17 protein-coding genes are annotated in these 20,995 nt (G+C 69.0%); 12 read left to right on the forward strand and 5 right to left on the reverse strand.

Features of this window, described 5'->3' with window-relative positions:
* Positions 1-6 precede the first annotated feature (6 nt).
* Both AC3RCE_RS06230 and AC3RCE_RS06235 read left to right on the forward strand, forming a co-directional pair.
* Entirely contained in the window at positions 7-1,188 is a 1,182-nt protein-coding gene (locus AC3RCE_RS06230; RefSeq protein ID WP_492254731.1) for an S-methyl thiohydantoin desulfurase domain-containing protein, read from the forward strand.
* An 80-nt stretch (positions 1,189-1,268) separates the two neighbouring features.
* Positions 1,269-2,321, forward strand: a complete 1,053-nt coding sequence (locus AC3RCE_RS06235; RefSeq protein WP_218293577.1) for a GGDEF domain-containing protein — start codon at positions 1,269-1,271, stop codon at positions 2,319-2,321.
* 17 nt (positions 2,322-2,338) lie between these two features.
* Here AC3RCE_RS06235 and AC3RCE_RS06240 read toward each other — a convergent pair whose 3' ends face one another.
* The 3 genes from AC3RCE_RS06240 to AC3RCE_RS06250 all read right to left on the reverse strand — a co-directional run bounded on the left by AC3RCE_RS06240 (position 2,339) and on the right by AC3RCE_RS06250 (position 6,627).
* Entirely contained in the window at positions 2,339-3,640 is a 1,302-nt protein-coding gene (locus AC3RCE_RS06240; RefSeq protein ID WP_218341491.1) for a UDP-N-acetylglucosamine 1-carboxyvinyltransferase, read from the reverse strand.
* A 234-nt stretch (positions 3,641-3,874) separates the two neighbouring features.
* On the reverse strand, positions 3,875-4,336 hold the full coding sequence (locus AC3RCE_RS06245; protein ID WP_492254732.1) for a (2Fe-2S)-binding protein: 462 nt from the start codon (positions 4,334-4,336) through the stop codon (positions 3,875-3,877).
* Between the two features lie 20 nt (positions 4,337-4,356).
* Positions 4,357-6,627: a xanthine dehydrogenase family protein molybdopterin-binding subunit gene (locus AC3RCE_RS06250; RefSeq protein ID WP_492254733.1), complete on the reverse strand. Its 2,271-nt coding sequence runs from the start codon at positions 6,625-6,627 to the stop codon at positions 4,357-4,359.
* Positions 6,628-7,018: 391 nt separating this feature from the next.
* Here AC3RCE_RS06250 and urtA point away from each other — a divergent pair, with 391 nt between their 5' ends.
* The 5 genes from urtA (at position 7,019) to urtE (ending at position 12,915) form a co-directional block, all read left to right on the forward strand.
* Positions 7,019-8,290 carry an urea ABC transporter substrate-binding protein gene (urtA, locus tag AC3RCE_RS06255; RefSeq protein ID WP_218293581.1) on the forward strand — a complete coding sequence of 424 codons (1,272 nt, stop codon included), beginning with the start codon at positions 7,019-7,021 and terminating at the stop codon, positions 8,288-8,290.
* A 154-nt stretch (positions 8,291-8,444) separates the two neighbouring features.
* A complete protein-coding gene (urtB, locus tag AC3RCE_RS06260) occupies positions 8,445-10,025 on the forward strand; it encodes an urea ABC transporter permease subunit UrtB (RefSeq protein WP_492254734.1) in 1,581 nt (526 codons plus the stop codon).
* Positions 10,026-10,042: 17 nt separating this feature from the next.
* Positions 10,043-11,182 carry an urea ABC transporter permease subunit UrtC gene (gene urtC / locus AC3RCE_RS06265; protein WP_492254735.1) on the forward strand — a complete coding sequence of 380 codons (1,140 nt, stop codon included), beginning with the start codon at positions 10,043-10,045 and terminating at the stop codon, positions 11,180-11,182.
* The gene (urtD, locus tag AC3RCE_RS06270; RefSeq protein WP_369641723.1) at positions 11,179-12,054 is read left to right on the forward strand and encodes an urea ABC transporter ATP-binding protein UrtD; all 876 of its coding nucleotides are present in this window, start codon (positions 11,179-11,181) and stop codon (positions 12,052-12,054) included. The genes urtC and urtD overlap by 4 nt, the downstream gene beginning before the upstream one ends.
* 168 nt (positions 12,055-12,222) lie before the next feature.
* Entirely contained in the window at positions 12,223-12,915 is a 693-nt protein-coding gene (urtE, locus tag AC3RCE_RS06275; RefSeq protein ID WP_218341485.1) for an urea ABC transporter ATP-binding subunit UrtE, read from the forward strand.
* A gap of 4 nt (positions 12,916-12,919) precedes the next feature.
* On the opposite strand, the gene AC3RCE_RS06280 is transcribed toward urtE, so the two are convergent.
* On the reverse strand, positions 12,920-13,762 hold the full coding sequence (locus AC3RCE_RS06280; protein WP_492254736.1) for a phosphatase PAP2 family protein: 843 nt from the start codon (positions 13,760-13,762) through the stop codon (positions 12,920-12,922).
* Between the two features lie 295 nt (positions 13,763-14,057).
* Between AC3RCE_RS06280 and AC3RCE_RS06285 the strand changes: the two genes are divergently transcribed.
* The 3 genes from AC3RCE_RS06285 to AC3RCE_RS06295 all read left to right on the forward strand — a co-directional run bounded on the left by AC3RCE_RS06285 (position 14,058) and on the right by AC3RCE_RS06295 (position 17,343).
* Positions 14,058-15,137, forward strand: coding sequence for a diacylglycerol/lipid kinase family protein (locus tag AC3RCE_RS06285; RefSeq protein WP_492254737.1), 1,080 nt, complete (start codon positions 14,058-14,060; stop codon positions 15,135-15,137).
* A 40-nt stretch (positions 15,138-15,177) separates the two neighbouring features.
* Positions 15,178-15,966, forward strand: a complete 789-nt coding sequence (locus AC3RCE_RS06290; protein WP_492254738.1) for a metallophosphoesterase family protein — start codon at positions 15,178-15,180, stop codon at positions 15,964-15,966.
* A 291-nt stretch (positions 15,967-16,257) separates the two neighbouring features.
* Complete coding sequence (locus tag AC3RCE_RS06295; protein WP_218293589.1) at positions 16,258-17,343, forward strand: adenylate/guanylate cyclase domain-containing protein; 1,086 nt, start codon at positions 16,258-16,260, stop codon at positions 17,341-17,343.
* A gap of 86 nt (positions 17,344-17,429) precedes the next feature.
* Here AC3RCE_RS06295 and AC3RCE_RS06300 read toward each other — a convergent pair whose 3' ends face one another.
* Positions 17,430-18,158 carry a haloacid dehalogenase type II gene (locus tag AC3RCE_RS06300; RefSeq protein ID WP_492254739.1) on the reverse strand — a complete coding sequence of 243 codons (729 nt, stop codon included), beginning with the start codon at positions 18,156-18,158 and terminating at the stop codon, positions 17,430-17,432.
* Positions 18,159-18,402: 244 nt separating this feature from the next.
* Between AC3RCE_RS06300 and AC3RCE_RS06305 the strand changes: the two genes are divergently transcribed.
* On the forward strand, positions 18,403-19,632 hold the full coding sequence (locus tag AC3RCE_RS06305; protein WP_492254740.1) for an MFS transporter: 1,230 nt from the start codon (positions 18,403-18,405) through the stop codon (positions 19,630-19,632).
* A gap of 134 nt (positions 19,633-19,766) precedes the next feature.
* The gene (gene alaC / locus AC3RCE_RS06310) at positions 19,767-20,993 is read left to right on the forward strand and encodes an alanine transaminase (protein ID WP_492254741.1); all 1,227 of its coding nucleotides are present in this window, start codon (positions 19,767-19,769) and stop codon (positions 20,991-20,993) included.
* Positions 20,994-20,995 lie beyond the last annotated feature (2 nt).

A 20,995-nucleotide genomic window follows, 5' to 3' on the forward strand; every position in this document is an offset into this window, starting at 1 on the left:
CGAGAGATGGGTGTTTATTCCTACGGGCTGAACGAGTTCCAGTCGGTGGCGGACGGCGCGGCGGTGCTGGCCAGCGGCGGCGGTGGCAGTTACCACGACGCGTGCTCCATCCTGGAGGAGCTGGCCCGCCAGGGCTTCACGGGCACCGTCCAGGTGCAGGACTATGACGGGGCGACCAACGCCTGCGTGCTGGCCATCATGGGCTCGCCCGACGCGGCCGACAGCCTGACGCTGGCCGCCATCCAGAACTCCATCCGCAACACGGTGCAGGTGCTGGCGGACGCCACCGGGGCGTCGCCGGGGGCCTACATCCCGGTGGAGATCGGGCCCATCAACTCGCTGGTGCCGCTGATCGGCGCGGCCATGGGCGGGGGGGCGGTCTGGGTGGTCAACGGCGACGGAGCCGGGCGCGCGGTGCCCGAGCTGCCGCAGACCACGTTCACCGGCAATCCGCCGCTGGCTCCGTGCCCCGCGGCGCTGGCCAGCGACGCGGCCAGCCCCGCCGACATCGAATCCGCCGTGCTGGGCGCGAGCACGGCCGCGCGGGTGGAAACGCTGGCCGGCGGCGTGGTGGGCGGCTTTGGCGGGTATTCCGGCATCGCGATGTGGCCGTCCAACGCGGGCAACGGCTTTGCGCTGTCGGGCAGCTACATCGCGGGCACGCTGGAGCAGGCGCGCGCGCTGGGGCAGTTCCTGCGGGACAGCGGCACGCCGCAGGCCACGGGCGCGGTGGCCGATGCCATCGCCCTCATCACGGGCCGGCCCGCCGCCGCCGTGGCGACCAACTTCTTCATCACCTCGGTCTCGCAGTCCACGTCCAGCGCATCGCTGGATTCGGGCATCATCCGCCTGGACAACACGCAGGATCCGCGCCAGAGCACGCAGACGCAACACCTCTACAACCTCAACGAGAACCTCATCATGTACTCGTCGTCGAGCGCGGTGCCCGACATCATTGCCCCGGACTCGATCTGCTACTACTCCGAAAGCACCGGGCGCGGGTTCTCCAATGCCAGCGACGATCTGGCGCTGTACTTCGATGCCGCCACCGGCCAGAGCACGGGCCGGATGGTGAGCGTGATCGCGGTGCAGACAGCCCCGCAGCTGTACGGCACGCCGGGCGTGGTGGCCTCGTTTGCGTCGCTGCTGCGCAACATCGGCTACGCGGGCGCCATGCCCCCGGCCTGACCATGCGCAGACAGACAGACAACCAGCCCACCAGCCAGCAACCGGCCGGGACACGGACAGCGCGATGAAGGCAAGCCGCCATGGGTGAAGCAGATCTGAACCGGGAGCGGCTGGAGCTGGCGCTGGAGGCCGCCGGGCTGGACCTGTGGGAGAACGACCTGGTGACCGGCAATGTCACCCGCAAGGCGACCAAGACCTTCCTCGAACTGGGCTTCACCGAGGAGGAGATCGTCTCGGGCGTGCAGGACATCTACGGCCTGTTCCATCCGGAGGACGTGGACAGTGTCCGGCAAGCCGTGGCCGACCACCTCTGCGGCGTCACGCCGCAGTACCGCTGCGAATTCCGCCTGCGCGCCAAGGGCGGCGACTGGGTCTGGTACGCGAACTATGGCCGCATCATGGACGGCCACAGCGACACGCCGGGCAAGCGGCTCATCGGGGTCACCTTCAACATCGACGACCGCAAGCGCAAGGAAGACGAGATCGCCCAGATCAACCGCCAGCTCGTGGAGCAGAACCGCCTGCTGCAGCAGCTCAATGCCGCGCTGGAGCTGCTGGCGGCCAACGATGCGCTCACGGGGCTGTCCAACCGCCGCACGCTGATGGAACTGGGCGCCAACGAATGCCAGCGGACCCAACGGTTTGGCCACCCGCTGTCGCTGCTGGTGGTGGACATCGACCTGTTCAAGCCCGTCAACGACGTGTGGGGGCACCTGGCGGGTGACCGCGTGATCTGCGCCGTGGCCCAGGCCTGTGCGTCGCGCAAGCGCAGTGGCGTGGACATCGTGGCGCGTTTCGGGGGCGAGGAATTCGTCATCGTGCTGCCCGAGACCGATGGGGCCAGCGCCCAGCGCATGGCCGAATCGCTGCGCCACGACGTGTCGGCGATGAGCGTGCCCGTGAACGACGAAGGCGCCAGCATCTCGGTCACCGTGAGCATTGGCGTGGCCACGCTGCACCAGGGCTCGGGGCTGGATTTCGAGGAGCTGGTCAACCGCGCCGACAAGGCGCTGTACCGCGCCAAGGAGTCGGGGCGCAACACCGTGCACTGCGCGGATGCGCACCCCGCGCACGCCCGGGTGCATGTGCTGCCCAACCCGGGCGAGGCACCGGGCGGCGTGGTCGCAGCCTGAGGCCCGCGGGCCGCCGCTCACTCCTCGCTGGTCCACTCCACCTGCACGCCCAGGCTGCGCAGGTTCTCCACGAAGCGCGGGTGGGCGCGGCGGATGGGCGTGGCGTTGCGGATCTCGGAGCGCCCGGGCGTGCTCGCCGCCACCATGAACAGCGCGATCGCCACGCGGATGATGTAGGGGCTCTCGACCACGGCCGGGCTCAGGGGGTTGCCCCCGAAGGTGACCAGGCGGTGCGGGTCGGACTGGAACACGTGCGCGCCGAACTTCGACAGCTCGCCCGCCCAGCCCAGGGCCCCGTCGTACACCTTGTTCCAGAACAGCGCGTTGCCCTCGGCGCGCACGCCCAGGGCAATGAAGATGGGCAGCAGGTCCACCGGAAAGTACGGCCAGGGCGCGGCCTCCACCTTGGTCAGCACATTGCTCGTGAAGGGCGTCTGCACCTTGAGCGGCCCGTCGCACGCCGCGCGCGACCAGCCGTCCTCGTGCGTGACGGTGACGCCGAACTTGGCGAAGGTGCGGTCGATGAGCGGAAAGTTCCCGGGCGCGCTGTTCTTCACCACCACGTCCCCGCCGGTGATCGCGCCCAGGGCGAGGAAGGTCGTGATCTCGTGGAAATCCTCGTCGAAACGGAACTCCCCGCCGCGCAGGGCCGTGCCGCCGTGCACGGTGATGCGCGAGGTGCCCATGCCCTCGATGCGCACGCCGATCATGGCCATGAAGCGGCAGAACTCCTGCACGTGCGGCTCCGACGCCGCGTTGGTCAGCACCGAGGTGCCCTCGGCCGTGGCGGCGCACAGCACGAAGTTCTCGGTGGTGGTCACCGATGCGTAGTCCAGCCAGTGGTGGTTGGCCTGCAGCCGGCCCGCGCTGCGGATCAGCAGCGAGCCCTCGGCCCGCTCGACGGCGCCCCCGAAGCGGCGGAACACCTCCACGTGCGGGTCGATCTCGCGCACGCCCAGCGTGCAGCCCTTGACGTTGTCCTCCAGCCGCGCCACGCCAAAGCGCGCGAGCAGCGGGGGCACCAGCATGATGGACGAGCGCATCTCCTCGGGCAGCCGGTGCTGCGCGGCATCGAACACCGTGGCGTGGTGGTGCAGGTCGAGCGTGCCGGTGGCGTGGTCCATGCGGACATCGCTGCCCAGGGTGCGGAAGATCTCCAGGATCTTGCGCACATCGGTGATGTCGGGCACGCCCAGGAGCTTGAGCGGCTCGTTGGTGAGCAGCGTGGCGCACAGCACGGGGAGCACCGCGTTCTTGTTGGCGGAAGGCGTGATGCGGCCCCGGAGCGGGGTGCCGCCGTGGACGACGAGGTTGGACATGGGTGGGGCAGGGGCTGAAGAAGGGGCCGGGCAGGCCGGGGGGGCTGCGCGAGGTCGATACTCTAACTGGGTCTGGTTTCCCGTGGTGGGGGAGGGGCTGGATGCTATGCAATCAATAGCATTCCGCGCTTGGCAGGCGTGCGCGGAGGCCATTCCAGAGGGGTGGCATCCTGGCGCCCGCCTGGCGTCTGGTCCCCGGAGCTTGCCGCCATCCCCCGGGGCACGGGGCGGGCGTCACGCCTTTTCCGTGGCCGCCGCCTGGTGGATCGCCGCGCGAATCCTCTGGTAGGTGCCGCAGCGGCACGCGTTGCCCGACATCGCCGCGTCGATGTCCGCATCGCTGGGCCGTGGCGTCTTCTTCAGGAGCGCGCAGGCCGACATGAGCTGCCCGCTCTGGCAGTAGCCGCACTGCGCCACATCCAGCACCGTCCATGCGGTGCGCAGGGCGGTGGCCTCGGGGCCGTGCAGGCCTTCGATGGTGGTGATGTCGGCGTCGCCCACGGCCGACAGGGGCGTGATGCAGGCGCGCACGGGCTCGCCGTTCAGGTGCACGGTGCAGGCGCCGCACAGCGCCATGCCGCAGCCGAACTTGGTGCCGTTCAGATGCAGCTCGCCGCGCAGCACCCACAGCAGGGGGGTGTCGGGTTCGGCGTGGACGGAGATGGCTTTGCCGTTGATGCGCAGGGTGGTGGGCATGGAGGGTTCCTTCAAGCCGGTCAGGCCAGTTTCAGGGGCAGGGCGCGCAGGCGCTGCCCGGTCAGGGCAAACAGCGCATTCGCCACAGCGGGCGCGATCGGCGGCACGCCGGGTTCGCCCACGCCTTCGGGCGGCTCGGCGCTGTCGATGATGTGGGTCTCCACGCGCGGGCAGTCGGCCATGCGCAGCAGCGGGTAGTCATGGAAGTTGCCCTGCTGCACCTGCCCGTCCTTGACCGTGACCTCGCCGTGCAGCGCCGCCGTGAGGCCGAACACCACGGCGCTTTCCATCTGCTGCGCGATCAGGTTGGGATTGATGGCCGCGCCGCAGTCGATCACGCACACCACGCGGTGCACGCGGATGGCCTTGTCGGCGCCCACCGACACCTCGGCCACCTGGGCCACGATGGAGCCGAACGACTGGTGCAGCGCCACACCGCGCGCACGTTTCTCACCTGCCGCGCCCGGTGCCATTGGCTTGCCCCAGTCCGCCAGCTCGGCCGCCTTGTGCAGCACCTTCAGGTGGCGCGGGTGTTTTTGCAGCAGCGCGGCGCGGAAGGCCACCGGGTCCTGCCTGGCCGCTGCGGCGGCCTCGTCCACAAAACTCTCCTTGAAGAACGCCTGGTGCGAATGCCCCACCGAGCGCCAGAAGCCCACGGGCAGGGGCACGTCGACCACCTCATGCGCGATGCGCGCATGGGGCCATTCGTAGGGCTGGTCGAAGGCACCTTCGGACGTGGTCTTGTCGGGGCCCGCGCCCGCCAGGCCAAAGGTGCGCACCAGCACCTGCGGCACGATGGCCTGGCCCACGGAGATGTTGTGCCACGCCACCAGGTGTCCTTGCGCATCAAACCCCGCCTTGAAGCGGGCCATGCAGGCGGGGCGGTAGAAGTCGTGCTGCGTGTCCTGCTCGCGCGACCACAGCGTCTGCACCGGCGCGCCCCCGGCGGCCTGGGCGATGGCGGCGGCCTGGCCCACGTAGTCCACCTCCAGCCGCCGCCCAAAGCCGCCCCCCAGCAACAGCTGGTGCACGGTCACTTTCTCTTCGTCGATGCCCAGCGCCTTGGCGGCTGCCCTGCGGGCCAGGCCCGGCACCTGGGTGGATGTCCACACGGTGGCGGCCCCGTCCTTGAATTGCACCGTGCAGTTGATGGGCTCCAGCGCCGCGTGGGCCAGGTAGGGCGCGCGGTAGTCCGCGGTGATGGTGCTGGCCGCGCCCTGCAGGGCCGCATCCACGTCGCCCGTGCTGTGGTAGCCAAAGCCCTTGGCCTGGTCCAGCGCCTGCGCCATGCGCGCCATCACGGCGTCGCTCGACAGCGTGGCGGCGGGGCCGTGGTCCCATTCCACGGTGACAGCGGCGGCGGCCTTCCTGGCGCGCCAGGGCGTGTCGGCGATCACGGCCACGGCGCCGGTGCCGCCGTGCAGGGGCGCCACGGCCAGCACGTGTTTCACGCCCGGCAGCTTCCGGGCGGCGGCTGCATCAAAGCGCGCCACCTTGCCGCCGCGCGTGGGGCACATCACCACGCTGGCATGCAGCAGGCCGGGCGGGTGGGCGTCGATGCCGTACACGGCCGAGCCATCCAGCTTGGAAGGCGCCTCGATGCGCGTGAGCGGCTTGCCGATGAGCTTGAACTGCGCGGGTTCCTTCAGCGTGACCTTGCCCCGCATGGGCTGCTGCGCGGCCAGGGCGGCCAGTTCGCCAAACGTGGCGCGCTGGCCGGCCACATGTTCCACCACGCCCGCGTTGGCCGTGCACTCCGCCGCCTGCACGTTCCATTGCGCGGCGGCGGCGCGGATCAGCAGGGCGCGCGCGTGGGCGCCGGCCTCGCGCATGGGCAGCCATAGGTCCTTGATGCTGCTCGATCCGCCCGTCATCATCACGCCCACCTCGCGCATGGTCTTGGCCGTGAGCCAGCCCGCCACGGCCTTCATCGAGCCGTCGTTGTCGGGGTGGAAGGGCAGGCCGTCCACCACGGTGGCCAGGTTGTTGTAGATGTCGTCGATAGGCGCCATCTCCAGCCGCACCTGCGCCCAGTCGGCATCCAGCTCTTCCGCCAGGATGGCGGCCAGGCCCGTGTGCGCACCCTGGCCCATTTCGGATTTGGCCATCATCACCGTCACGGTGTTGTCGGCGCCCACCTTGAGCCAGCCGTTCAGCGCCGCCTGCCCGCTGGCGCTGGGCACCGGGTCGGCCGGGTGCAGGCGCTGGCGCGGCGGCATCACGCCCCAGCCAATGACCAGCGCGCCCGCTGTCGCGGCGCCACCGAGGAGCACTGTGCGTCGTTTCACCATGGGGTTGTTTCCTTCGTGGCGTAGGTTGGCTGGATGGGGGCATGCGAGCCCGGCGCATGGGGTGATGGTTCAAATATCGTAAACCTGCGACCGAGATTCCCCCGCCCTTCGGGGACTTGGATTTTGAGTGTTTTTGGCCTCCAGCGCTTATCCATCAAGCGCTAAAAGCTATTAAATGAATAGCGTTTCGCCTACCCGACACAAGCTGGGTGAGCAGACCCTGGCGGCCTGCGGCCGGGCCACCGTGTACGCCACCCGGCGTATTTCCCAAGCCGGCCTCGCTCTCCAGAATCCATTCCATCGCCCGATCCGCCACGGCTCCACCACGGAGCCCGCCGGGCGAAGCGGTTTGATTGATTCACTGATTGAAACCACCACCGGAGAAGCACACATGCAACGTCGTTATTCCCTCAAGGCCCTTGCGGCCGTCGCTGCGCTCGCTGGCCTGTCTGCGCTGCCAGCCCACGCACAGGACACCATCAAGGTCGGCATCCTGCACAGCCTGTCGGGCACCATGGCCATTTCCGAGACCGTGTTGAAAGACACCGTGCTGATGGCCATCGACGAGATCAACGCCAAGGGCGGCGTGCTGGGCAAGAAGCTCGAGCCCGTGGTGGTGGACCCCGCCTCCAACTGGCCCCTGTTCGCCGAAAAGACCAAGCAGCTGCTGGGCCAGGACAAGGTCTCGGTCATCTTCGGCTGCTGGACCTCGGTGTCGCGCAAGTCGGTGTTGCCGGTCGTGGAAGAAATGAACGGCCTGCTGTTCTACCCCGTGCAGTACGAAGGTGAAGAGCTGTCCAAGAACGTGTTCTACACCGGCGCCGCGCCCAACCAGCAGGCCATCCCCGCGGTGGACTACCTGATGAGCAAGGACGGCGGCAGCGCCAAGCGCTGGGTGCTGCTGGGCACCGACTACGTCTACCCCCGCACCACCAACAAGATCCTGCGCGCCTACCTCAAGTCCAAGGGCGTGAAGGACAGCGACATCGACGAGAAGTACACGCCGTTTGGTCACTCTGACTACCAGACCATCGTCGCCGACATCAAGAAGTTCAGCCAGGGCGGCAAGACGGCCGTGGTGTCCACCATCAACGGCGACTCCAACGTGCCCTTCTACAAGGAACTGGGCAACGCGGGCCTGAAGGCCAAGGACGTGCCGGTCGTCGCATTCAGCGTGGGCGAGGAAGAACTGCGCGGCGTGGACACCAAGCCGCTGGTGGGCCACCTGGCCGCCTGGAACTACTTCCAGTCCATCAAAAGCCCGGCCAACACCGAGTTCATCAAGAAGTGGAGCGACTACGCCAAGGCCAAGGGCATTGCCGGCCACAAGGACAAGCCGCTCACCAACGACCCGATGGAAGCCACCTACATCGGCATCAACATGTGGAAGCAGGCTGTCGAGAAGGCCAAGAGCACGGATGTGGACAAGGTGATCGCCGCCATGGCCGGCCAGACCTTCAAGGCACCGTCGGGCATCGTCAGCAAGATGGACGAGAAGAACCATCACCTGCACAAGAGCGTGTTCATCGGCGAGATCAAGGCCGACGGCCAGTTCAACGTGGTGTGGAAGACGCCGGGCCCCGTGAAGGCCAAGCCATGGAGCCCGTACATCGAAGGCAACGACAAGAAGAAGGACGAGCCGGACGGCAAGTCGAAGCTGTGATCTCCCCCTGAGCGGCTACGCCGCTTCCCCCTCTCTCACGCTGCGCGTGGGAGGGGGACGCCGCCAGCGCGGCGGGGCGGCCCTTGCGCGGCAGCCCTGGTCTGGGCCCTGCGCGCTGCACAGGCCCATCTTGTTCGACGCCACTGGCCCTTCCATGCTTTCTTCATTCTTTTCTCGCTTGATCGCCTGCCTGCTGTTGTGCACAACGGTGCAGGCGCACGCGCTCACGGCCGAGGCGGCGCGGGCCATGGCGGCGGGTGATACCGACGACCGGATCGCCGCGCTGCAGAAAGCCATCGCCACGCCCGACGAGGCCACTTTGGCGTTTATCCGCGCGATGGGTGACGACGCCGTGAAGATCGCGGGCGACAAGGCCATCGTGATCAAGGGCGACAAGGGGCTGGACCCCGTGACCGGCGCCGAGGTGCCGGTGCCTGACGACGCCGAAGACATCGTCAACAACAACCGCATGCGCGGCGAGTTCGACACGGCACTCGCCTCGCTGCAGCTCATGTCCACGGATGTGGCCCAGCGCCGCAAGGCCATCGAAGCGCTGCGCGAAGAGACCGACGAGGCCCGTCTGCCGCTGGTTGAGAAGGCCCTGGCCGCCGAGCAGGACGCAGCTCTCAAGGCACGCCTGGCCAGCATCCGCGCGCGCATCCTGCTAAGCAGCAGCGACGCCGCCAATCGCCTGGAAGCCGCCCAGCACCTGGCCGCCAGTGGCAACCCCGCCACGCGCACGGTGCTGCTGGAGCAGCTGCGCAACGAACAAGATCCCAAGGTCAAGGCCGCCCTGCAGGCGGCACTCAAGACGGTGGAAGACAGCCTGAAATGGGGCGAGCGTCTGGCGGCGATGTTCACGGGCATCAGCCTGGGCTCCATCCTGCTGCTGGTGGCGCTGGGCCTGGCCATCACCTACGGCCTCATGGGCGTGATCAACATGGCCCATGGCGAGCTGATGATGATCGGCGCCTACGCCACCTACGTCATGCAGGGCGTGTTCCAGCGCTACTTTCCGGGCGCGTTCGACTGGTACCTGGTGGCCGCCGTGCCCGCCGCCTTCATGGCCTCGGCGCTCATGGGCGCGGTGCTCGAGCGCGGCGTGATCCGCTTCCTGTACGGCCGCCCGCTGGAGACCTTGCTGGCCACCTGGGGCATCAGCCTGATGCTGCAGCAGCTGGTGCGCACCGTGTTCGGCGCGCAGAACGTGGGTGTGGAAAACCCCTCGTGGATGAGCGGCGGCGTGCAGCTCATGGAGAACCTGCAACTGCCCTGGAACCGCGTGATCATCGTGGCGTTTGCGCTGGCGGTGTTGGGCGGCGTGGCCTTTCTCATCAGCAAGACGCGCCTGGGTTTGTTCGTGCGCGGCGTCACGCAGAACCGCCCTATCGCCTCGTGCATGGGTGTGAACACGGCGCGTGTCGATACCTACGCCTTCGCGCTGGGCTCCGGCATTGCGGGCCTGGCAGGCTGTGCCCTCAGCCAGGTGGGCAATGTGGGCCCGGACCTGGGCCAGGGCTACATCGTCGATTCGTTCATGGTGGTGGTGCTCGGCGGCGTGGGCCAGCTGGCCGGCACCGTGTACGCCGCGCTGGGCCTGGGCGTGCTCAACAAGTTCCTCGAAGGCTGGACGGGCGCCGTGCTGGCCAAGATCGCCGTGCTGGTGTTCATCATCATCTTCATCCAGAAGCGGCCGCAGGGCATCTTCGCGGTCAAAGGGCGTACCGCCGACTGAGCGGATCGAGACAGAACATGACGACGACTACGCCTTCCTCCTCCATCCAACTCCCCGCACCCGCGCCGCTGCTCACGCGCGGCGGCTGGTCGGCCTTCATCGTGGCGCTCATCGTGGTGTGCGCCGTGGCACCCGTGCTCAACCTGTGGGTGCCGGCCGGCAGTGCGCTGCACCTGTCCGACTACGCCGTGGCCCTGCTCGGCAAGATCATGTGCTACGCCATCTGCGCGCTGGCCATGGACCTGATCTGGGGCTACACCGGCATCCTGAGCCTGGGCCATGGCCTGTTCTTCGCGCTCGGCGGCTACGTGATGGGCATGTACCTCATGCGCCAGATCGGCCGCGACGGCAACTACCAAAGCGACCTGCCCGACTTCATGGTGTTCCTCGACTGGAAGGAGCTGCCCTGGCACTGGATGCTGTCGGACAGCTTCGTTGCCACGCTGATCCTTGTCGTCGCGGTGCCCGGTGCCATCGCCTTCGTGTTCGGCTACTTCGCGTTCCGCTCGCGCATCAAGGGCGTGTATTTCTCGATCATCACGCAGGCCATGACGTATGCGGCCATGCTGCTGTTCTTCCGCAACGAGACGGGCTTTGGCGGCAACAACGGCTTCACGGATTTCAAGCGCATCCTGGGCCAGCCCATCGCCACGCAGAACATGCGCATGCTGCTGTTCGTGATGACGGGCGTCACGCTCTTGGTGTTCTTCCTGCTGGCGCGCTGGCTGGTGCGCAGCAAGTTCGGCAGGGTGCTGCAGGCGGTGCGCGATGCCGAGACGCGCGTCATGTTCTCGGGCTACTCGCCGCTGCCCTACAAGCTCACCATCTGGACCATCAGCGCCATGATGTGCGGCGTGGCGGGCGCGCTGTACGTGCCCCAGGTCGGCATCATCAACCCCGGCGAGATGAGCGCCGCCAACTCCATCGAGATCGCGGTGTGGGCCGCGGTGGGCGGCCGTGCCACGCTGATCGGACCCATCGTGGGCGCCTTCATCGTCAATGGTGCCAAGAGCTGGCTCACCGTGACGGCGCCGGAGTTCTGGCTGTATTTCCTCGGTGCGCTGTTCATCGCCGTGACGCTGTTCCTGCCCGATGGCGTGGTGGGCCTGGTGAAGAAGCTGAAGAAAAACAAGAAGACCGAAGGAGCCGCGCCATGACCCCCGATCTGATGGACGAAGGCGCAAGGCGCATAGAGGCCAGGCTGGCGCCCGCCGCCCTGGGCCAGACCGAATCCGGCGGTCGTGCTGCAGGTTTCTCGCGCATTGCCACGCCCGGTGAGGTGGACATCACCCACGGCCGCATCCTGTACCTCGAAGACGTGAACGTGAGCTTCGACGGCTTCAAGGCCATCAACAACCTGAGCCTCGATATCGCGCCCGGCGAGCTGCGCTGCATCATCGGGCCCAACGGTGCGGGCAAGACGACGATGATGGACATCATCACCGGCAAGACTCGGCCCGACAGCGGCACGGTGTACTTTGGTTCCACCATCGACCTCTTGCGCCACAACGAGCCGGAGATCGCGAGCCTGGGGATTGGCCGCAAGTTCCAGAAACCCACGGTGTTCGAGCAGCTCAGCGTGTTCGAGAACCTGGAGCTGGCCTTGAAGACGCACAAGGGCGTGACGTCGAGCATGTTCTTCCGGCTGGATTCCGCGCAGTCGGACCGGCTGGCGGAGATCCTGCACACCATCCACCTGGCCGACAGCGTGGCGCGCATGGCAGGGAACCTGAGCCATGGGCAAAAGCAGTGGCTGGAGATCGGGATGCTGCTGATGCAGGACCCCAAGCTGCTGTTGCTCGACGAGCCCGTGGCGGGCATGACGGACGAGGAGACGGCGCGCACGGCGGAGCTGTTCCTCACGCTCAAGGGCAAGCACTCGCTGATGGTGGTGGAGCATGACATGGGGTTCATCCGCACCATTTCGGAGATCGTGACCGTGTTGTGCGACGGGGCGGTGCTGGCGCAGGGCACGCTGGACCAGGTGCAGGCGGATGAGCGGGTGATCGAGGTCTATCTGGGGCGGTGATGGAGGTTGCCTGTTCTCTTTTCCTGGCGGGCGGTGGGCTGTTGCGAAGGCTGGGGCCGGGGCGACTCTCGGAATCCGGACTCGGCACAGGCGCACCGAATGCTTCCAAATTCATAGCTGCTGGCGCTTGATGAACAAGCGCCAGAGGCCCAAAACACTCCAAGTACCATGCTCACCGTCCAGAACATCAACCAGTACTACGGCGGCTCCCACATCCTGCGTGATGTGAGCCTCACGGCGCAGGCCGGCAAGGTCACCGTGCTGCTCGGCCGCAACGGCGTCGGCAAGACCACGCTGCTCAAAAGCCTCATGGGCCTGGTTCCCATCAGGAGCGGGGGCATCACGTTCGACGGCAAGCCCATCGACAAGGCCACGCCGTACGACCGTGCCCGCGCAGGCATCGGCTTTGTCCCCCAGGGGCGCGAGATTTTCGGCCGCCTCACGGTGGAAGAAAACCTGCGCATGGGCCTGGCCTACAAGAGCGGCGCCACCCCCGTGCCGCCACACCTGTACGAGCTGTTCCCCGTGCTCAAGCAGATGCTCGGCCGCCGGGGCGGCGACCTTTCGGGCGGGCAGCAGCAGCAGCTGGCCATCGCCCGGGCGCTGGCGCCGGGGCCGCGCCTCTTGATCCTGGACGAGCCCACCGAGGGCATCCAGCCCAGCATCATCAAGGACATCGGCCGCGTGATCCGCATGCTGGCCGACAAGGGCGAGATGGCCATCCTGCTGTGCGAGCAGTACTACGACTTCGCGCAGGAGCTGGCCGACGACTACCTGGTGATGGAGCGTGGTGAGGTCATCGCGCGCGGCCCTGGCAGCGAGATGGAGGCCAAGGGCATCCGCAACCTCGTCGCGATCTGATGGCTCATGGCCGTTGCGCCGTAGCGCCGGGGGCGGGGCCGCGCCAGCGCGACACACTCTCCATGATCAGCACCGTGCACACCATCCAGGTGCCGCCCAGCAGCCAGCCCGCGAGCACATCGCTGGCGTAGTGCACATGCAGCACCACGCGGCTCCAGCCGGTGGTGAAGATGAACGCACCGGCCAGGAGCGCCGCGGGTGCGTGCCAGGGGCGGGGCAGCAGCCGCGTGGCCAGGTAGGCCAGCATCGCGTACGCCACCATCGACGCGCTGCTGTGGCCGCTGGGAAAGCTGTAGCCCTGGGCCTGGGCCACGCCGTGCACGTGCTCGGGCCGGACACGCTCGAACACCTCCTTGAGGACTTTGGTCAGGGCGCCGTTTCCCGCCATGGCGACGAACCAGCCCGTGGCCAGCAGCCGGTGCCGGCGCAGCCACAGCGCCAGGGCCACCACCAGCGTCAGCCCGGCCAGCACCCCCGAGTCCCCCAGGTGGGTGAGCGCGGCGAACCAGCGCAGCACGGCGGTGTCCGCCTGCGCGCGCAGGCCGTCGGCAAGGGCGTCGTCCAGCACGCCCCAGCGGCCATCGGCGGCGCGCCCGCTGTCGGCCAGCTCCGCCATCGCGGCGCCCGCCAGCACCAGGGTGCAGGCCGACGCGCCCATGGCCGCGATCATCACCCAGCGCGCCCGTGCCGGCAGGAGCCGGCGCAGCGGCGGGGCCGCGCGGCGCAGGCCGCGCAGGCCCGCCAGGCCGCCCAGCCCCAGCAGCGCGAAGGCGAGCGTGCCCGCCCACCACCAGGCCATGGGGTGCTGCGCCAGCAGGGCGCCAATGTCGGATGCGGGGAGGGTCATGGGTTGCGGGCGGCGTCAGCTTCTTCTTCGCCAGGCTAGGAGGGAGCCCGCGTTTGTACCGGAGTTCCCAGCGGCCCTGCCGGGCATGGGTGAATCGTCGTGGCGCCGTGGCGCCGTGGCGCTGCCCCGGCCCTGTCGGCGGGCGCTGACAGGGCAAAGGCGTGGCTACCGGCTGCGCATGCGCTGCCCGCCCGCCATCATCGGACGACCGCACCGTAATCCCCGGCGCGCAGCCAGCACGGTGCCGGCCTGGCGCCCGGGTCCGGTGCCGCACCTGTTGCAGACCTTTCTCTTCATGACACCTTCAGAGCGTCCCGTTCCTGCCCGGCCCCACGGCCCCATCCACCTGGTGGTGCCCCGGCGCCCCGGCGCCGACCTGGACCTGCTGCGCGCCAAGCTCGAGGGCGTCTCGGCCCTGCAGGCGCACAACCTGGTGTGGCACGTGCCGGACCAGCGCGGCGACATCGTGGCGCTGGCGGGCGAGGCGGCGCATGCCGCGCGCGCCGACGGTGGCCTGGTGGTGGCCGCGGGCGGCGACGGCACCATCAACGCGGTGGCCGCCGCGGTCCTGCGCCTGGGTGTGCCCATGGGGGTGGTGCCGATGGGCACCTTCAACTATTTCAGCCGCGAACACGGCCTGGCGCTGGACCCCGAGGTGGCCGTGCAGGATCTGCTGCAGGCCCTGCATGCGGGCGACATGCGCCCCGTGCAGGTGGGCTATGTGAACCGCCAGCTGTTCGTGGTCAACGCCAGTGTCGGCCTGTACCCCAAGCTGCTGGCCGAGCGCGAGAAGGCGTCGCGGCGCTTTGGCCGCTCGCGCCTGGTGGCCGTGGCGTCGGCGGTGTGGAGCATGTTCCGGCCCGCGGCCGGCCGCCGCTGGCGTGTGGTGATGAAGACCCACGAGGGCGCACGGGACCGGCAGGAGGAGCACCTGGTCACCACGCTGTTCGTGGGCAACAACCCGCTGCAGCTCGACCGCATGGGCCTGCCCCAGGCGCAGATGGTGGCCGATGGCGGCAAGATGGCCGTCGTGCTGCTGCAGCCCCAGGGCCGCTGGGCCGTGGCGCGCACGGTGTGGAACGCGGCCACCGGCCAGCTCGACAGGGACGGCGCGGTGACCAGCGTGGCGTGCACGGAGCTGACGGTGGCCCCGGCCAGCTGGCGCCCGCCGCAGGTCAAGGTGGCTTTCGACGGCGAGCGCGCGTGGATGGCGCCGCCCCTGCATTTCCGGATCAGCGCGCGGCCGCTGTGGCTGGTGGCCTCGTCCACGCTGATCCGTGACGATGCCTCCGCGCCCGCGCCGCCGGCTGCCATGCCCGTGCAGCACGAAGGGGCGTCGGCCGCCCCTCCGGTGGAAGGGATGCTGCCGGCATGACGCAGCAGCCTGGCCGCCCAGCCCCGTTCGGAGAGTGCCCATGGACGTCCTGATGCACCTGTCGGATCTGCATTTCGGGGCGCACGATCCCGATGTGTGCGCCGCAGCCCAGCGGCTGGCGCAGCGGCTGGGGGTGTCGATGGTGGTGGTGTCGGGCGACCTCACGCAGCGTGCCACCGCCAGCCAGTTCGAGCAGGCCGGGCGTTTTGTGCAGGGCCTGCACGCCCGCTCCACCCTGGTGCTCGCAGGCAACCATGACCTGCCGCTGTTTGCCTGGTGGATGCGCTGGGGGCGGTCGTACGAGCGTTTCGCGAGCCAGTTCGGGGTGGACCACGAACCCGTGCGGCAGGCGGGCGCGTTCTATGTGGTGGGCGTCAACACCACGCGTGCCTGGCGGCATGAACGCGGCAGCCTGTCGTCTGCCCAGATCCACCATGTGGCCGACCTCCTGGCCCGCGCCCCCCTCGATACCTGGCGCATCGTGGCCAGCCACCACCCCCTGGTGGCGCGCGATCCGGCCGACCGCGCGCACCGCCCTCACCGGGCCGACGAGGCCCTGCAGTGCTGGCGCTCCGCCGGTGCGCAGATGCTGCTGTCGGGCCACGCCCACCAGCCTGCGCTGCTTAACCCCCTGCCCGGGCTGTGGGCCAGCCACGCGGGCACCGCCGTGTCGTACCGCCTGCGCCACGGCAGCCCCAACAGCCTGGTGGTGCTGACGGTCGAGGCATCCGGCGCGGCGGAGGGCGGCTGGGCGCGCTATGCCGCCCGCTGGGACTACGACGCGGCGTCGGGTGAATTCCAGCGCGTGCTGCGGCAGACCGTGGGCTAGGGCGGACGGTCCCGGCTCCGTGGCCAGGAAAACTGTTGCTATATTTTTGATAGCTACTGGCGCTTGAAGGGAAAGCGCCAGAGGCTCGAAACATCTGAAGTGGCCGCCGCGCGCAGCAGTAGGCGCGCATGCCCCCGCACGCGGGTGCAGGCGGCGGTGTGGGCGGGCAACGGGGTGTTTTCACCGGTTGACCGGCCGGAGGGCGCCACCTATTCTGGTGGCCTGGCGGGCGGGCCGTGCGGCGGATGCGGGGCCGGGCCGTGCCGCCGTTTTTGCAGCCTCTCGTCACTCATGCACAAAGAATTCAACCACGATGCGGTGCGCCGGCTGCAGGCGCTGATCGAGCGGGAGACCGGTGCGCCGCTGGGCGAAGGGGCGCAGGCCGAGATGGCGGCGATCCTGCGCGGCAGCGAATGCCCCGATGGCGCCGCCGCCGAAGGCCTGGCCGTGGCACCGCGCGAGGTCACCATCCTGCTGGCGGACCTGCGCGGCTTCACCGCGCTGTCGGGATCGCAGCCGGCGGCGGTGGTCATCGCGGCGCTCAACCGCTGTCTGGCGCGGCTGAGCGAGGTGGTGTTCAAGCACCAGGGCAGCATCGACAAGTTCATGGGCGACTCGATCATGGTGCTGTTCGGCGCGCCCATGGGGCGCGACGACGACGTGGACCGCGCGCTGTTGTGCGCGGTGGAGATGCAGATCGCCATGCGTGACCTGAATCTGGAGCACCTGCGCGAACGCCTGCCGCAGGTGTTTCTGGGCATTGGCGTGAACACCGGCAACGTGATGGCGGGGCGCTTCGGGTCGGAGCTGTATTCCGAATACACGGTCATCGGCGAAGAGGTGAACCTTGCCTCGCGCATCGAGGCCTTCAGCCTGCGCGGGCAGGTGCTGATCAGCGAGGCCACCTACCAGCGCTGCTGGGGCCTGGTGTCGGCCACCGCGCCCATGCAGGTGTACGTGAAGGGCCGCGTGCAGCCGGTGAGCCTGCGCGAGCTGGTGGCGATCCCCTCGCACAAGCTCAAGGTGCCGCGCCAGGAGTTCCGCCGCAGCCACCGCGTGGACACGCGCCTGCCCTGCCTGTGCCAGCGCATGCAGGACAAGATCATCGTGCCGCACATCGTGCACGCCGCCATCCGCGACATCGGCTACCACGGCCTGCTGATCGAGGTGGCGGAGCCGGTGGCGCTGCACAGCGAGGTGAAGGTGGAGTTCGACCTCACGCTCGTGGACTACCACGCCACCGACGTGTATGCGCGCGTGGTCACGCTCAAGCCCGAGCGCGAGCAGTGGCTGGCCGGGCTGGAGTTCACCTCGATCAGCCCCGAGTGCAACGCCAAGGTGCAGATGTTCGTGCAGCTGCTGGTGGCGGCGCGGTAGCCGCGGCCTGGGTCGGCAAGGATTCCGCGGGCGGCCTCGCTGGAACCGGCGCGGGGGCGGCGCCTGCGGGGTGGCACGCGCCGCTCTCAGCAGCCCAGCATCCGCGCCAGGTCGTTCAGGTCGGTGGCATGCAGATCGTTGCCGGGCTGGGGCGACCCGTCCTTGGGCCGGGCCTTGCCGAGTTCGTGCGGGCGCTCGATGTAGGCGGTGCGCAGGCCGCAGGCGCGTGCGGCCGCCAGGTCGTCGTGGTGGGTGGCCACCAACGCCACCTGTCCGGGCCGCAGGTCGAACACGCGCGCCACGCCCAGGTAGGCGTCGGGGCTGGGCTTGTAGGCCTTGAACACTTCCGCGCTCAGCACGCAATCCCACGGCAGCCCCGCGCGCTTGGCCATGTGCGTGAGCAGGCTGATGTTGCCGTTGGACAGCGTCGTGAGGATGAAGCGGGTTTTGAGCCGCGTGAGGCCAGCCACGCTGTCGGGCCACGGGTCCAGCCGCTGCCACACATGGTTCAGGTGCTGGCGCTCGGCCTCGGCCAGGTGGGCGAGGCCGAAGCGCGGCAGGATGCCGTCGAGGATGCCCCGGTGCAGCGCGTCGATGCGCGTCCAGCCCTGCTCGCCGCGCATCACCCGCGCCATGGCCGGCTGGTAGCCGCTGCGCCAGGCGATGGCGAACGCGTCGCCGTCGATGGCCGGGTACATCGCCTGCATCTCGCGCACGATGCTGCCGTGCCAGTCCACCACGGTGCCGAAGATGTCGAAGGCCAGCACCTTCACGCTGCTGGCGATGGGGTCTGCCGTGCTCTGGGTCGTCGTCATTCGCGGTCCTGGGTGGGGAGGAAGGAAGGGCGGGGTCGGGGCGCCAGCGTAGCAGCCTTGCGTGCTGGGCCGGTGCGCCGGGGTTGCACATGCCCTCGCCCCTGCAGGGCGGCGCGGAGCGTGCTATGGTTACAAAAATCGGGTTTACCCCCGTAACTGCGTTTCTTCTCCGCCCCCGTCCATCGCCTGCGCCGCCCGCCGCCTGCCGGTGCAGCGCCCCTTTGTTGCTGTTGTTCCTGCTGCCATGACCGCGCCCCTGACTCCCACGTCGTCCCTCGCCCACGCCCCGACCGACGACCGCACCCTGGTGCGCGCCGTGCTGGCCCTGGGGGTCGGCGGCTTTTCCATCGGCACGGGCGAATTCGTCATCATGGGCCTGCTGCCCGAGGTGGCGCGCGACATCGGCGTCAGCATTCCGCAGGCCGGCCACGTCATCAGCGCCTATGCGCTGGGCGTGGTGGTCGGTGCACCGGTGCTGGCCGTGCTGTGCGCCCACTGGGGGCGGCGCGCGCTGCTCATGGCGCTGATGGTGGTGTATGCGCTGGGCAACTTCGCATCGGCGCTGGCGCCGGGCTACCTGTCGCTCAGCGCCATGCGGTTGTTCACCGGCTTGCCGCACGGCACCTACTTCGGCGTGGCCGCCCTCGTGGCCGCGGCCCTGGCGCCACCGGGGCGCCGCGCGCGCGCCGTGGGCTGGGTCATGCTGGGGCTGACCACGGCCACCCTGGTGGGCGTGCCCATCGCGGCGGCCCTGGGCGAATACTTCGGCTGGCGCGCGGCGTTCGTCTTCGTCGGGCTCATCGCCGTGGCCGCCGTCGCCATGGTGCGCCTGTGGGTGCCCGACATGCCCGCATCGCACGGCGCCAGCCCCCTGCGCGAACTGGGCGCGCTGGCGCGCAAGCAGGTGTGGTTCACCCTGGGCATCGGCGCCATCGGTTTTGGCGGCATGTTCGCGGTGTTCAGCTACATCAAGCCCACGCTGCTGGAGGTGGCCGGCATGCCGCCCGCGCTCATGCCTTTCGTGCTCTCGCTCTTCGGCCTAGGCATGGTGGCGGGCAACATCGTGGGCTCGCGCATGGCCGACAAGGCCCTCATGCCCGCCATCGGCAAGGTGCTGCTGTGGTCCATCGCGGTGCTGGCGCTGTTCGTGCCCGCCGCGCACCACCCCGTCACCGCCGCGCTGGCCACCTTCTTCCTGGGCACGCTGGTCGCCATCGGCCCCGCGCTGCAGATCCGCCTGATGGACGTGGCGGGCGACGCGCAGACCCTGGCCGCCGCGCTCAACCACTCGGCCTTCAACGCCGCCAACGCGCTCGGTGCCTGGCTCGGCGGCGTGGCGATTTCCGCCGGCATGGGCTGGACATCCACTGGCTGGGTGGGCGTTCTGCTGGGCATCGGCGGCGTGGGCATGTTCGCGTGGTCGATGGGCAGCGAGCGGAACACGCAGCGCGCCACGGCGGGCCTCAAGGCCTGAGCGTAGCGGCGGCGCTACAGCGCCGCCCTCTGCAGACCGGCCACCGCGTTCTGCGTTACAGTGAACCCGGGCCAACCCCATTGTTGGCCACGTCGCTCGGACGGTTCCGGGCGCTTACGTGAAAGTTCACCAGCATGTCTGCTTCTCAGGGCAAGCGCCGCTTTGCGCGCATCGATCGCCTTCCCCCCTACGTCTTCAACATCACGGCCGAGCTCAAGCTCGCAGCGCGCCGCCGTGGCGAGGACATCATCGACATGAGCATGGGCAACCCCGATGGCGCGACCCCGCCGCACATCGTGGCCAAGCTCACCGAGGTGGCCCAGCGGCCCGACACCCACGGCTACTCCGCGAGCAAGGGCATCCCCCGCCTGCGCCGCGCCATCAGCCACTGGTACAAGGACCGCTACGCGGTGGACATCAACCCCGACACGGAAGCCATCGTCACCATCGGCTCCAAGGAAGGGCTGGCCCACCTGATGCTGGCCACGCTGGACCGGGGCGACACCGTGCTCGTGCCCGACCCGAGCTATCCCATCCACATCTACGGCGCGGTGATCGCCGGGGCCGACATCCGCAGCGTGCCCGTGGCGCCCAACGTGGACTTCTTCGCCGAGCTGGAGAAAGCCATCCGTGGCAGCTACCCCAAGCCCAAGATGATGATCTTCGGCTTTCCCAGCAACCCCACGGCGCAGTGCGTGGAGCTGTCGTTCTTCGAGCGCGTGATCGCCCTGGCCAAGAAGCACGACATCCTGGTGGTGCACGACCTGGCCTATGCCGACATCGTGTACGACGGCTACCGCGCCCCCAGCATCATGGAAGTGCCCGGCGCCAAGGACGTGGCCGTGGAGTTCTTCACCCTCTCCAAGAGCTACAACATGGCCGGCTGGCGCGTGGGCTTCATGGTCGGCAACCCCGACCTCGTGGCCGCGCTCGCGCGCATCAAGAGCTACCACGACTACGGCACCTTCACCCCCCTGCAGGTGGCCGCCATCGCCGCGCTGGAGGGCGACCAGCAGTGCGTGAAAGACATCGCCGCCCAGTACCAGCGCCGCCGCGACGTGCTCTACAAGGGCCTCACGGAGTCGGGCTGGGCCGTGGACTGCCCCAAGGCCAGCATGTACATCTGGGCCCGCATTCCCGAGCCCTACCGCGCGCTGGGCTCCCTCGAATTCGCGCGCCAGCTGCTCGACAAGGCCAAGGTCTGCGTCTCGCCCGGCATCGGCTTCGGCGACCAGGGCGACGAGTACGTGCGCTTCGCCCTCATCGAGAACGAGGCCCGCATCCGCCAGGCGGTGCGCGGCATCCGCGCGATGTTCAAGGCCGATGGTTTGCTGAAGGTGCCTGCGGCTGCGGCGGCCTGAGG

This window comes from Acidovorax sp. GW823-FHT05D11 (assembly GCF_058795695.1).

What these genes read in the sequence shown, in the direction of transcription:
- AC3RCE_RS06230 (WP_492254731.1), top strand. Translation starts at nt 7, where the DNA reads ATGGGTGTTTATTCCTACGGGCTGAACGAGTTCCAGTCGGTGGCGGAC.
- AC3RCE_RS06235 (WP_218293577.1), top strand. Translation starts at nt 1,269, where the DNA reads ATGGGTGAAGCAGATCTGAACCGGGAGCGGCTGGAGCTGGCGCTGGAG.
- AC3RCE_RS06240 (WP_218341491.1), bottom strand. Translation starts at nt 3,640, where the DNA reads ATGTCCAACCTCGTCGTCCACGGCGGCACCCCGCTCCGGGGCCGCATC.
- AC3RCE_RS06245 (WP_492254732.1), bottom strand. Translation starts at nt 4,336, where the DNA reads ATGCCCACCACCCTGCGCATCAACGGCAAAGCCATCTCCGTCCACGCC.
- AC3RCE_RS06250 (WP_492254733.1), bottom strand. Translation starts at nt 6,627, where the DNA reads ATGGTGAAACGACGCACAGTGCTCCTCGGTGGCGCCGCGACAGCGGGC.
- urtA (WP_218293581.1), top strand. Translation starts at nt 7,019, where the DNA reads ATGCAACGTCGTTATTCCCTCAAGGCCCTTGCGGCCGTCGCTGCGCTC.
- urtB (WP_492254734.1), top strand. Translation starts at nt 8,445, where the DNA reads ATGCTTTCTTCATTCTTTTCTCGCTTGATCGCCTGCCTGCTGTTGTGC.
- urtC (WP_492254735.1), top strand. Translation starts at nt 10,043, where the DNA reads ATGACGACGACTACGCCTTCCTCCTCCATCCAACTCCCCGCACCCGCG.
- urtD (WP_369641723.1), top strand. Translation starts at nt 11,179, where the DNA reads ATGACCCCCGATCTGATGGACGAAGGCGCAAGGCGCATAGAGGCCAGG.
- urtE (WP_218341485.1), top strand. Translation starts at nt 12,223, where the DNA reads ATGCTCACCGTCCAGAACATCAACCAGTACTACGGCGGCTCCCACATC.
- AC3RCE_RS06280 (WP_492254736.1), bottom strand. Translation starts at nt 13,762, where the DNA reads ATGACCCTCCCCGCATCCGACATTGGCGCCCTGCTGGCGCAGCACCCC.
- AC3RCE_RS06285 (WP_492254737.1), top strand. Translation starts at nt 14,058, where the DNA reads ATGACACCTTCAGAGCGTCCCGTTCCTGCCCGGCCCCACGGCCCCATC.
- AC3RCE_RS06290 (WP_492254738.1), top strand. Translation starts at nt 15,178, where the DNA reads ATGGACGTCCTGATGCACCTGTCGGATCTGCATTTCGGGGCGCACGAT.
- AC3RCE_RS06295 (WP_218293589.1), top strand. Translation starts at nt 16,258, where the DNA reads ATGCACAAAGAATTCAACCACGATGCGGTGCGCCGGCTGCAGGCGCTG.
- AC3RCE_RS06300 (WP_492254739.1), bottom strand. Translation starts at nt 18,158, where the DNA reads ATGACGACGACCCAGAGCACGGCAGACCCCATCGCCAGCAGCGTGAAG.
- AC3RCE_RS06305 (WP_492254740.1), top strand. Translation starts at nt 18,403, where the DNA reads ATGACCGCGCCCCTGACTCCCACGTCGTCCCTCGCCCACGCCCCGACC.
- alaC (WP_492254741.1), top strand. Translation starts at nt 19,767, where the DNA reads ATGTCTGCTTCTCAGGGCAAGCGCCGCTTTGCGCGCATCGATCGCCTT.